Consider the following 12340-nt stretch of genomic DNA (forward strand, 5'->3'; position numbering starts at 1 on the left):
TTCTGCACTCGCTGGCTTCATGCGCGTTTTCAATGCGATGGAGCAGTATCATGTCGACCCAACCCCTTCCCGATGAAACGATCGATACACTGATCGCCAGCCGTCTGCCCGAGTGGTTGAGCGCAGCCAAGCCCGAACAACTGGATGGACTGCATCGGGCGTTGCGCGCCCAGCAACGTACGCAGCATGAGGTGCGCGCCTTGCTTGGGCAGATCCAGCCGCTGGACGAATTCGCCGCGCCCCTGCTGAGCGAAGCGTTGGACAAACGGGTGCAACCCTCGCTGGATGTGCGTCGCAGCATGCTGCGGCGCGAAGTCCAGATCCGCTTCCCGTCAGGTGTCGGCTGGGTCCCGGATGGCATCGTCACTCGCAGTTTCGAAAACAGCCTGCTGGCCTCGGCACTGCATAATTTCGACCGTGCCGAAACATCGAAGGTCGCCTGGCAGGCAGCGTCGGCAGTGGTCGATGCGCAAGGCAACACGCTTGCCCTACAGCCCCGGGCCTTTGCGGGCCTGTGTCGCTCCCTGGATCTGGGTGGGCTTTACCAGCAGCATCTCAAGGCCGTGCTGTTTGGCAACGATGCTCTACGCCGAAACAATGAAGCCTTGCTTGAGCGGGGCTGGCGAGAGGGGCTGGAGGCTGCAGCGTGGCTGGCGAGGCTCAAGGGCGATATCGACGAGCACATGCTGGCGGAGCTGCAAAAGGTCTGCGCTGCGACGCCCCAGCCAGCCTCGTTGACGGCACTGGACATGCGCCTGCTGGGCCGCAAGATCCAGGGGGTGGTGGTGTTCCAGATGCCCGCAAAAGAGGGCGCAGATGCTCAGCTTGCGCAGTTGATTGCCTGGATACCGGATGATCCGCAGGGCGTACTGAGTGTCCACCGCTCCTGGTCCGAGCTGTTCAAAGCGTTGGGCAAGCGTTTTCGTAAGGCTGATTACTGGTCGTTCTTCCAGCGCTTCGTCAGCGTAAAGGACCGCGTGCATTTTGCTCAGGTGCTGAAACGGTTGCTGGCCGAAGGCGGCCCGCAGGATACCATCGAGCTGGATGGTCGGTGGCAGTCTGTCGGCGGCGCGCTGTTCGCCCACCTGCGCCAGGTGCAGGTCGATACCCTGCTGGACGATGCAAAGGTACTGGCCGTGCCGACCAGCCTGGTCGACAGCGCTGAGCGTGATCGTCGCCTGCACTGGCTCAAGGGCCTGGGTCTCGACATTCTGGGCATTGCCAGCTTCTTCGTTCCAGAACTTGGCTTGCCACTGCTGGCGATCACCGCTGAGCAGCTGACCGAAGAAGTGTATGAGGGCTACCGTGACTGGGAGCTCGGTGATCGCGAGGCTGCGCTTGGCCATCTTGTGGCCGTGGCGCAGAACGTTGCGATGCTCGGCCTCACGGTCGGCGCCAGCAAGGTGCTTGAGCGCGTAGCGCAGGTCGACGAGCTGGCACCCATACAGAATGCCGATGGTGAACTGCGCCTGGCGCGTGCCGATCTTCCGGGTTATGCCACGCAAGAGTTGGCGCTGGCGCCGGGTGAGCGTGCAATCCACGACGGACACGCGTATCAAGGGGGCGAGGAGATGACCTATCGGTTGGGCGACGACCCGGATGTCGCCGCAGTGGCGCATCCGAACCGGCCCGAGGCGCCGACCATCGCGCTTGAGGACAACGGCGCCGGTGGCGTGCGTCATGCCCTGGAGCCTGCCCAACAATGGCAGGGGGAAGGCATGCTGATACGCCGCCTGGGCAGAGGGTTGCGTCAAGTGAGTGACGATATGGCCGGCCCGCTGCTGCGCAGCATTGGCATGGATGAGTCGCAGCTACGGCGCCTGCACCTTGAAAATGCACCTGCGCCAGCGCGCCTGTACGATGCGGCGCAGCGTTATCAGCTGCACGCCAGCTTCCCCAAATTGCGTGGCGCCGCCTTCGAAGCTCACGTCCAGGAGCAGCAGGCTACACCCGTCCCGGCAGCGCAGCCCTTGCACCGTGATTTTCCCTCCCTCACGACGCGTGCCGGGCAGGAGCTGCTCGACCAGGCCAATGCTGACCAGCTCCAGCAACTGCTGGAGCAAGGGCGGGTGCCACTGGGGGTGGCCGAGCGTGCGCGATGGCAGTTGCGTGACGCCCGTCTTGATCGGGCCTGTGCAGGTTTCGAGCAGGCCGCCGCGGTGGTTCAGGATACCGAACAACTGGCGTTGGGACTGTTGCAGGCCTGGTCGCCCTGGGACAGCTCTGTACGTATCGAGGTGCGTGACGGACAGTTCGACGGCCAGGTGCTGGCACAGGTAGGCGATTCGCTTGCCAGCCAGACGCGTCGAATGATCAAGACCGCGAAAGGCTATCTGGCAGTCGATGCGCAAGGGACGCCCATGCCGGGTGCCTACGCCACGGACGATCTGTTCCAGGCCCTGCTATGGCATCTGGATGCCCCACAACGGTTGCAGCTGGGCGAGGCGACCCGTTCTGCCCGGCACCTGGCCAGTGCCCTGGCCGAGCGCGCCTTTGCCCAGCGCGAGCAAGCGGCCCGCCTCATTGGCATGGCGCCGATCGGTACAGGGCTGCGCCCTCCACAACGGTTGGGCGACGGACGCATCGGTTACCCGTTGAGCGGCCGGCCCGAAGGGTCACGTCTTGCGCTGCTGCGCGGCTACCAGCAAGTCTTTCCGACCCTGTCGGACGTCGAGGTGGAAGCCTACCTGGAGACTGTACGTCAACGCGGCGATGGCCTGTGGGATCACCTGCGCAACCTGCAACAGCTAATGACTCGCCTCAACCAAAGCCTGGGCACCTGGCGTCGCGAGGCAACCCGCGTGCCCATGCTCGAGCGGCGTCGCCTGGTAGCCCGGCGCATCCGCCATTGCTGGCGGCGCAAGCGTGCCGAGCAGGATGGCCAATACCGGCTGATCATCGACAGCGAACGGCTCGACAGCCTGCCCATACTCCCCGAGGGCGTAACGTTCGAGCATGTCACCCAACTGACGTTGCGCCGCTTGAACCTGCCGACAATCGGCGCAGATTTTCTCTCGCGCTTTGCCAACCTGCGCAGCCTCGATCTGCGTGACAACCTGATCGACAGTATTCCTGACGGGCTTCAGGTGCTGACGCAGCTCACCGAACTGCGCCTGGCCGGCAACCAGATCGTCATCGACGAAGCCGGCATGGCCAGGCTGAGCGTGTTGACGCAGCTGCGTACCCTGGACCTTGCGCACAACCCCATCGGTCGACTGCCGCCGCTTGGCCCCCTGGAGAACCTGCAGCGTCTGTCATTGCGTGGTACTGGTCTGGCCGAGCTGCCTGTCGAGGTGTACATGCATCCGCAGCTCGAGGATATCGACCTGCGCGACAACAATATCAACGACATGAGCCCGTCCCTTGCCCGTTCGCGTCGTCGCCTGGCAGGCCTGAGCCTGCATGACAATCCGTTGCCGGAAGCCACGCAGGCCGCACTGCGTACCACGATGGGAGAGGATGCTGCGGTGGCCTTGCCCCTGCGTCGACATGTCCCGGGAGGGCAGGAGTCGCTCGAACTCTGGCTGGCAGGCTCCACCGATGTGGAGAGAACGGTACGAGAGGTCCAATGGACTGGACTGGTGCATGAACCGGGCAGCAGTGACCTGATGCGCTTTCTTCATGATCTTGGCCGTTCCCGCGACTACGCACTGCAGGGATTGGACCTGCGGCGCAGGGTCTGGCAGGTGATCGACGCCTGCGTACAGAACAGCGAGGTTCGCGAGGCGATCTTCCAGCAGGCTGCCGGGCCACGAACCTGCTCGGACCAGATGCTACTGATTCTCAGCCTGCTGGAAGTCCGCGCGCTGGTCGCCACACGCACTGCCGGGCTGGCCCCCGCTGCGGTCGGCCCTGCATTGACGCAATTGGGGCGCGAGCTGTATCGGCTGGAGGAGGTCGACAGAATCGCCGCCCAGCACATTCAACAGGCGCGTGCCACCAACCCCTATGGTTTGCTCGACGAGGTAGAGGTGCATCTCGCATACCGGGCCGGGCTGGTCAGGCCGCTCGGGCTGCCGGCCCAGTCACGCTACATGTACCACCGGATGTTCTCTGATGTAGGGGACACGCAACTGCGTGCGGCAAGCACGGCGATCCTGCAGGCGGAAACGGATGCCCGCATTGCCGCATCGTTGGTACAGCGCAGCTTCTGGCAGGACTATCTGCGCAACACGCAGCCCGAGGCATTCGAAACGCTCAACCAGCCCTACCATGACCGCCTCGAAGCACTGATGGCCGAGGTCGAGTCCGCGCCAGAGCAGAGTGTGCTGGAAAATATCGAGACGTTGGCCGAGGAGCGCAGTGCTGCCGAGCGCGAGTTGATCCTGGGGTTCACCCTGAGCATGCTGGACGCGCATCCGTGGGTTGAAGGCTAAAGGTTCAATGCGCCATGAGCTGCTCGAGCAGGCGCTGTTTCAGGATCTGAAGGGCGGGATGGGTGCGCTCGCGTGGATGTGCCAGATCGATAGGCAGGTCTTCGCGAATGCGCCCGGGGTGGGCATCCATCACGATCACTCGGTCACCCAGGTACAGCGCTTCTTCGATGTCATGGGTGACCATCACCACGGTGCAGCGCTCGCGCTCGCGGATGCGCTGCAGCTCCTGTTGCAGGCGTACCCGGGTCAAGGCATCGAGCGCGCCCAGGGGTTCGTCGAGCAGCAGCACCTTGGGCCTGTTCACCAACGCCCGGGCAATCGCCGCACGCTGGGCCATGCCGCCAGACAACTGGTGTGGATAGGCCTGCTCGAAACCGTGCAGGCCAACCAGCTCGATATGCTCGGCAACCAGACGCTGCTTTTCCTCGGCAGGCAGCGCGTGGTTCTTCAGGGCCAGGGCGATGTTTTGCTGCAGGGTCATCCAGGGAAACAGGCGGTGGTCCTGGAACACGATGCCGCGCTCAAGGCCCGGGCCGCGTACCGGTTGGCCGTCGAGCACGATCGTGCCCTGGTGATCGGTGTCCAGGCCGACGATCAGCCGCAGCAGGGTCGATTTGCCGCAGCCGCTGGCACCGAGGATGCTGATGAACTCGCCGGGACGAATGTCCAGGTCGATGTCCTGCAGCACCGGCAGGGTCTGGCCCTTGAGCCGATAGGCCTTGCTCAGGCGGCGGATCTGCAGGGCGCCGGCCTGCACGGCAGGCGGGTGGGGATGGGCGATGGCATTCATGGTCGCGGCCTTCAATCAGTGGTGCGCCAGCGCAGCAGGCGCCGGCAGAAACGGGTGCACAGCCAGGTCATCAGGTAGCCGCACAGGCCGATGCACAGTACACAGACGATGATCACTTCCAACCGTGCGCCGGCTTCGGCGTTCATCATCAGGTTGCCAAGGCCGGCGCCAGAGGCGAGGAACAGCTCGCTGCCAACGGCCGTGACCCAGGCGAAGGCCAGGGCCTGCAGCACGCCGGTGGCGATGCTTGGCAAGGCACCGGGCAGCAGGATCAGGCTCAGTTGCTGCCAGCGATCGAGCATCAGCACCTGGCCGACCTCACGCTGGCGGATGTCGACCTGGCGCAGGCCTTCGTAGGTGTTGAGCACCATCGGATAGAACGCCGCCAAACTCACGATCAGCAACTTGGCCGGCTCGCCATTGCCGAACCACAGGGCGATCAGCGGAATCCAGCCGAGCATCGGGACCTGGCGCAGGGCATGGAACAGCGGTGCAGTCAGGCGGTTGGCCAGCGGCGACAAGGCCATCAGTGCGCCGAGGCCGATGCCGGCCAGCATGCCCAGGGCGAGGCCGCTGCTGGTGCGCGCCAGGCTCGCCAGCAGGTTGACCGGCAGCTCGCCGTTGCCAAGCAGCTCGAGCAGTGCCGAGCCGACCTTGGACAGGGACACGAAGGCATAGGCGCCGGCTGCATCCTGGCGCGAGGCATACTCCCAGGCCGCGAGCAGCAGCAGCGGCAGTAACAGGCCACGCAAGTGTCGGACAGTCATCATTCGCTCCTCAACTGCGCTGCCAGGCGGACAGGCGCCGCTCCACACGTCGCAGCGAACAGTCCAGGGTGAAACCGATCACCCCGGTGATCACCACGCCGACCATCACCACATCGATGCGCAACATCTGGCGACCCATTTCGATCATCTGCCCCAGGCCGCTGTCGGCCGCGAGCAGTTCGCAGGCCACCAGCACCACCCAGGCACGGGTCAGTGCCACACGCACGCCGGTCACGATGGCCGGTACGGCGGCGGGCAGGGCGATGCGTGTGACCAGGGTCGGCCAACCCAGGCGATACACCGCGGCCACCTCGAAATGGCTGCGCGGGATGGCACGGATACCGTCGCCGGTAGCCAGGGCCACGGGGAAGAACGCGGTCTTGGCGACGATGACGATCTTGAAGGTCTCGTCGATACCGAACAGCAACACGAACATCGGGATCAAGGCGATGCTGGGGACTTGGCGCAGGGTATGGAACAGCGGTGCGCAATAGGCCTCGACGGTTTTCGACAGGGCCATGGCCGTGCCAAGGGCCAGGCCCGACAGAGCGCCGAAGGCAAAGCCAAGCCCCAGCCGCGAGAGGCTGCCGGCCAGGTGCTCCTGCAACTCGCCGGTGCCCAGCAGCTCCTGGAAGCTGCGCCAGACCTCCAGCGGCGATACCAGCAGGTTGGCCGGAAACACCCCGGCAGCGGCCACCGAGGCCCACAACGCGAGCAGGGCCAGGGGCGAAATCAACCAGGAGAGAGGAACAAGCAGGGCGCGCATGGAAGGCCTTGAGTGATCGGTGATACGGGGATATCGCAAGACCTGTGCCAGTGTGCCGAGCCCCGTGTTTTCGGGGCTCGGCCATGGGCGCTGATGATGACGCAGCAGTACGCTGCTGCTGGGGCAGCAGTCGATCAGCAGTGGGGCGCGCGCCGATTCAGAAGTCGTAACTCAGGCTGGTGTAGTAGAACGCCCCCTGTGCGCCCTCGGGGCTGGTGATCGAATACTTCGGCACACCATACAGCTGCGCGCCTTCGAGCTTGTCCGGGTGGCTGTCGAACAGATTGATCGCACCGACCGACAGGGTCAGCCCCAGGTCAAGGCGGTACGACACGTCCAGGTCGGTCACCCACTGCGGGCTGAACGTCTGGTCCAGCGTCGGGTTGCTGGCGTTCAGGCTCTTCCATTCACCATAGCGACGCTGGGCCAGGGTGATGCTCCAGCCGTCGTACAGCCAGTTGGCGCTCAGGGTCAGCTTGTCCTTGGGCGTGCCGTCTTCGATCAGGCCCTGGGTGTTGCGACCGATGATCTGGTTGCCGGGGATGCCGCCGACACTGTCCAGGCCGGTGATGCGGGTATTGTTGCGCGCATAGCCACCGTTGAGGTTGACCCGGCCCCAGGCACCCAGGTCCAGGTCGTAGTGCCCGGCCAGCTCGATGCCATCGGTGCGGGTGTCGGCGATGTTGCTGTAGAACGCAGCGCTCTGGATATTGGCGTAGGGCGTACCGGCGAAGATCGGCGAGACCACCGAGGCCGGCAACTGGTCCGACAGGGTGATGCGGTTGTCGATGTCGATGCGGTAGGCATCGAGGGTCAGCGAGGCGTTGGGCAGCGGGCGCCAGACCAGCCCCACGGAGAAGTTGGTCGACTCCTCGGGCTTGAGCGCCTTGCCCCCGAGCAGCTGTGCCTCGGGGCTGTCGGCACGCAGGGTGCGTTGCTGCACCTCGACCCAGTTGCCGCTGCCAGGCGGCTGTTCGACGACTTGTACGCTGAACGACGACAGCCCGCTCTGCACCAGGGACGGTGCTCGATAACCGGTGCTGGCGCTGGCCCGCGCGGCGATCTGCGGCGTGAAGTCATAGCGTAGCGACAGCTTGCCGTTGGTGGTGTCGCCGAAGTCCGAATAATGCTCGCTGCGCACGGCCAGTCCGGCCTGGAATTTCTCGGTGATCTGCCCTTCGAGGTCGAAGTAGGCGCCGATCACCCGACGATCCAGCGAAGCGGCATCGACCTGGGTGATCCCCGAGTAGTAGCCCGGCAGGCGGCGGCCGGTAATCGGGTCGAGGGTGTTGAACAGCGGGCCGTTGGACCAGCCGGCGGCGTCGCCAGCGGTTAGCTCGTAGTTCTCCTTGCGCCAGGCCAGGCCTGCAGAAACCGTCAGCGGCTTGAACAGCAGGTCCGTGGCGAAATCGCGGGTCCAGTCCAGGGTCAGGTTGGTCTGGTCGGCTTCACGTCGGCCGGTATAGATGGTCGACGGGCTGGCCGCGCCCCAGCTGGGGTTGATGGCGTCGCGGTCGGTGGAGTCGAGGCGGTTGTTGCCGTAGTTCAAGGCCAGGTCGAAGTTGCCCAGCGTGGCGTCTTCGAAGCGCAGGCCACCGGTGGCGGCGTAGTCCTCCAGGCCGTAGCGAGTGATCGGCAGTCGACCATCGGGGTAGCGGGCCAGGGCTGTGCTGCCGTAGTTGTTGCGCAAAGTGGTGGGCGGGTCGAAGAAACCCTCGGCATCGGTATTCTTGTGCGCGTAGCTGGCAAAACCGTAGGCCGTCAGCCCGGCGCCGAGGCCGGTCTCGGCGTTGGCCGTGAAATTGTACTGATCGGACACATTGCCTGAGCCCCAACGCCAGTTACGGTAACGGTTGTTCTGCTCGCGCGGGGTGTTGATGCTGGTGTCGCCGGGGTAGAAGATCCGGTTGTCATCGCGGGTGTCGCTGGCCGGGTCCTGGCTGCCGGCATCGAAGGCCAGGGTGAGGAAACCATCGTTGGGCAGGGCAAAGCCTTTCCAGCCGCTGAGCTTGCGCTGCAGGCCGTCGCCCTTGTCGTAGCCGCCGAAGCGATAGCCGATGTTGCCGCCGTCGTCGCGTTCCTTGAGCACGATGTTGATCACCCCGGCGATGGCGTCCGAGCCGTACTGGGCGGCGGCGCCATCGCGCAGGATCTCGACCCGCTCGATAGCGCTCAGCGGGATCAGGCTCAGGTCCACGGCGGCGGCGCCACGGCCATTGACCAGGCCCTGGCGGGTGACGTTGGCGCTGGTATGGCGGCGTTTGCCGTTGACCAGCACCAGCACCTGGTCGGAGGCCAGCCCGCGCAGCGAGGCGCCTTGGGCGATGGAGCCGGCGAAGGCACCCTGTGGCGATTGCGGGAAGCTGAACGACGGCGACAACGTGGTCAGCGCGCCAGACAGGTCGCTGGCGCCGGTCTCGCGCAGTTTCTCGCCGCTGAGCACGTCGACCGGGGCGGCGCTTTGCAGGGCGGTCACATCGCTTCTATGGGTGCCGACCACGACCACGGTGTCGAGTCGGTCGTTGGGTTCGGCAGCGAAAGCGGGCACGGCGAAGCCGGCGATGGCCACGGCGATGGCGCGTGCCAAGGGGGTGTGGTGGGGCATCTGGGGTTCCTGCTGGAAGTGTGTGTTGGTTGTGCTGACCCTATCGCTTGTGGGACCGGGCTTGCCCGCGATAGGGCCCGCAAGAGCGACCTAGAACCGGCTGGTGACACTAAGCCCTACGGTGCGCGGATCGCCGTAGGTGATCACGTACTGCCCGGCGGTGCCGTTGGGCCGGCCGTGCACCTGGTAGCGGCGGTCGGTGAGGTTGTTGACGAAGCCGGTGACGCTGAGCTTGTCGTCGGCGCTGAACCAGCTCAGGCGCGCGTTGGCCAGGGTGTAGTGGGGCTGGCTGAGGGTTTCGTCGGCGCCGCTGCTCTGGCGGTCGGCCAGGAAATATTCCTTGTCGCGAAAGCTCACGTCGCCGCCGGCCACCACGCGCCCTGGCACATCCAGGGGCAGGGTGTAATCGGCGCCCAGCGAGACCACGTTGCGTGGCGAACGCACGAAGCTGTTGCCGCTGTAGTCGGCGGTCACCGCGCCGGTGGCGGGGTTGACGTTCTTGAAGTCGGTGTACTCGGTGTCCAGGAACGACAGCGCTGCGCGCAGGTGCAGGCGTTCGGTGGGCTGGCCCTCGATCTCCAGCTCCGCACCCTTGACCTTGCCCTTGGCGCCGTTGGTCAAGGCGGTGGTCAGCACGCCGTTGTTGACTGTCAGCAGGTTCACCTGGATATCCGAGTAGTCGTAGTAAAAGACGTTGGCGTTGACCGTCAGGCGCCGGTCGAACCACTCGGATTTCAGGCCCAGCTCGTAGGCGTCGAGCTCTTCCGGATCCACCGTGGTCAACTGCGCCAGGCTCGTCGACAGCCCAGTGTTGAAGCCACCAGAACGGAAGCCATGGGCATAGCGGAAGAACACCCGCAGGTTGTCGTTGATGCGGTACTCGGGCGTGAGGTCGTAGGTCCAGGCTTCCCAGGTCTTGTCCTGCTGGCGATTGCCATTGCTGCCAGCGCCGGCGATGGGGATCAGCGGGCCATTGGCGGTGGCGCGAGTCAGTTGCACCAGGTCCAGGTCGATATCCTTTTTCTCCTGGGTCCAGCGCAGGCCGCCGGTCAGGCTGAAGGCATCGGTGAAGTCATAGGTGACGTTGCCGAACAGCGCATAGCTGTCGGTGCGGTGGTCGAAGTCCTGGTTGCGATAGGCGGTGCTGCCGACCTGGTTGGAACCGGTGCCGTTGGGCGTCGGGCCAGGCGTGACGATACGCTGGGCCGAGCTGTCGAGGTTCTCGTGGAAATAATGCGCGCCGGCCAGCCAGTGCAGGGGACGGTCCTGCGGCGAGGCCAGGCGCAGCTCCTGCGACCACTGGCGATAGGCGTTGTCGGTGATCGAGGCACCGTTGACTTCATAGGGGGTGTAGTCGGCGTCGGTGGTGGAGCGGTTGCGGATGTAGTCGTAGGCGCTGATCGAGGTCAGGGTGTAGTCGCCCAGGTACCAGTTGAAGGTCAGCGAGGCGCCATCGTGGTCGAGGCGATAGTCCTCGTTGACGTTGAGCGAAATGTCGCGGCCATTGGGGCGCTGGTAGCCGACATTGTAGTAACGGCCCACTGGCAGCGAGCCGTTGCTGCCATCGCCCTTGAACTGGCGACTGTGCAGCTTCAGCAGGGCATCCAGATCGGGGTTGAGCTGGGCGAGGAACTGCAGGCGAATGGCCTTCTTGTTCACGTCGCCATAGGTATTGCCATCGAAGTCGTTGTTCTGGAAGCCGTCGCGCTCCTCGGAATACAGCGACACCCGGCCGGCGAGCTTTTCATCCACCAGGGTGCCGCCCAGTGCACCGTTGAGGATGCGCTCGTTCTTGCTGCCGAAACCGACGGTGCCGTAGCCGTCGGTGTCGAAGGTCGGCTTCTTGGAAATGACGTTCACGGCGCCGGCCGTGGTGTTCTTGCCGTACAGCGTGCCCTGTGGGCCGCGCAGGATTTCGATGCGTTCCAGGTCGAACAGCGGCCCGCCGCCAGCAATGGGTGCGTTGAGGTAGACGTCGTCGGCATAGATGCCCACTGGATAGACCGTCGCCGCACCGGTGTCGCCGGTGCCCAGGCCACGGATGTACCAGCGTGGGCGGCCGTCGCCATCGGGGTTCTTGGCCGAGGCGTTGGGCACGAAGGTGGTGATGTCGCCCATCGAGCGAACGCCGTCGGCGGTGAGCTGGGTGCCCTTGATCGCCGAGACCGCGACGGGCACTTCCTGCAGCGTCTGTTCGCGGTGCTGGGCAGTGACGGTGACGGTTTCGAGGGCGGGTTCGGTTTTCTTTTCTTCGCTGGTTTCGGTGGCGGCGTAGGCCTGGTTGCCGGCACCGGCCAGCAGCAGGGCCAGGCCTATCTGGCGGGCCAGAGGATTGAGCTGGTGCATGTGGTTCTCCCCGTGTTTCAAGTGTTGTTGGGGAGGGGTAGAGCAGGGACTGTGCCAGTATCTGCAAGTGATTGTTTTATATTGATTTTATTTGATTGAAAGAACGCTTTTCGGCGCGGTTGCGGGCGGGGCAGCAAGGGGCTGTTTGCGGGGTGCTGCTGGGGCAGCAATGGGGCGGGGGATGTTGCTTGGGCAGCAGGTCGGCGTGGCCCTTGTAGGAGCGGCGGTTCGCCGCTGCGACTTGTCCCGCGAACACGGGCGTAGCCCGTGCCAGGCAGCGCGGTGTCTTTTTCGCGGGCAAGCCCGCTTGTGTCTTGATAGGGGATTAGAATCTGGAGTGAGAGCGGTGAATGGCAAGCTGAATGCCGCGTGTGCCTTGAGCACGAGTGGGAGCACAAGCTGCCATTCACCGTTCCACTTTGGCGAGAGCCCGAACAGTTGGATGCGGCCTTGATCTCGAATCACAAGCGTGGGCCAAGCCAAAGTCCTCTCACTCTGTTGAGTCTAGGAGATTTTGGTGATGGTTTCCTTTGTGGGTATCGATGTTTCTAGTCGCACGCTGGACATAGCGGTCCGTCCCCAGAGCCTCACGATCAATGTCACCAACGATCGGGCAGGTTTCGAGGTATTGGAGAAGAGCCTTCGAGGTCTCAAGGTCAAGCGTGTCCTGCTGGAGGCGACAGGCGGATA

At 64.5% G+C, this 12340-nt stretch carries 6 protein-coding genes; 1 reads left to right on the forward strand and 5 read right to left on the reverse strand.

The window, feature by feature from the left end; all coding sequences use genetic code 11:
* Positions 1-50 precede the first annotated feature (50 nt).
* Positions 51-4376, forward strand: coding sequence for an NEL-type E3 ubiquitin ligase domain-containing protein (locus VA602_RS18975; RefSeq protein ID WP_323453970.1), 4326 nt, complete (start codon positions 51-53; stop codon positions 4374-4376).
* A gap of 4 nt (positions 4377-4380) precedes the next feature.
* Here the strand turns inward: VA602_RS18975 and VA602_RS18980 are convergent, their stop codons facing one another.
* From VA602_RS18980 to VA602_RS19000, 5 genes are all read right to left on the reverse strand, one after another.
* Positions 4381-5166 (reverse strand): ABC transporter ATP-binding protein, encoded by a 786-nt coding sequence (locus VA602_RS18980; RefSeq protein WP_323453971.1) that lies wholly within the window; start codon positions 5164-5166, stop codon positions 4381-4383.
* A gap of 11 nt (positions 5167-5177) precedes the next feature.
* A complete protein-coding gene (locus VA602_RS18985) occupies positions 5178-5933 on the reverse strand; it encodes an ABC transporter permease (RefSeq protein WP_323453972.1) in 756 nt (251 codons plus the stop codon).
* Between the two features lie 10 nt (positions 5934-5943).
* Complete coding sequence (locus tag VA602_RS18990) at positions 5944-6699, reverse strand: ABC transporter permease (protein ID WP_323453973.1); 756 nt, start codon at positions 6697-6699, stop codon at positions 5944-5946.
* Positions 6700-6856: 157 nt separating this feature from the next.
* Positions 6857-9304 carry a TonB-dependent receptor plug domain-containing protein gene (locus VA602_RS18995; protein ID WP_323453974.1) on the reverse strand — a complete coding sequence of 816 codons (2448 nt, stop codon included), beginning with the start codon at positions 9302-9304 and terminating at the stop codon, positions 6857-6859.
* 90 nt (positions 9305-9394) lie between these two features.
* Entirely contained in the window at positions 9395-11650 is a 2256-nt protein-coding gene (locus tag VA602_RS19000; protein WP_323453975.1) for a TonB-dependent receptor, read from the reverse strand.
* Positions 11651-12340: the final 690 nt, after the last annotated feature.

The organism is Pseudomonas machongensis, assembly GCF_034961125.1.
Classification (GTDB): Bacteria; Pseudomonadota; Gammaproteobacteria; order Pseudomonadales; family Pseudomonadaceae; genus Aquipseudomonas; species Aquipseudomonas machongensis.

Coding starts and splice junctions, on each gene's coding strand:
- VA602_RS18975 (WP_323453970.1), top strand. CDS start 51: ATGTCGACCCAACCCCTTCCCGATGAAACGATCGATACACTGATCGCC.
- VA602_RS18980 (WP_323453971.1), bottom strand. CDS start 5,166: ATGAATGCCATCGCCCATCCCCACCCGCCTGCCGTGCAGGCCGGCGCC.
- VA602_RS18985 (WP_323453972.1), bottom strand. CDS start 5,933: ATGACTGTCCGACACTTGCGTGGCCTGTTACTGCCGCTGCTGCTGCTC.
- VA602_RS18990 (WP_323453973.1), bottom strand. CDS start 6,699: ATGCGCGCCCTGCTTGTTCCTCTCTCCTGGTTGATTTCGCCCCTGGCC.
- VA602_RS18995 (WP_323453974.1), bottom strand. CDS start 9,304: ATGCCCCACCACACCCCCTTGGCACGCGCCATCGCCGTGGCCATCGCC.
- VA602_RS19000 (WP_323453975.1), bottom strand. CDS start 11,650: ATGCACCAGCTCAATCCTCTGGCCCGCCAGATAGGCCTGGCCCTGCTG.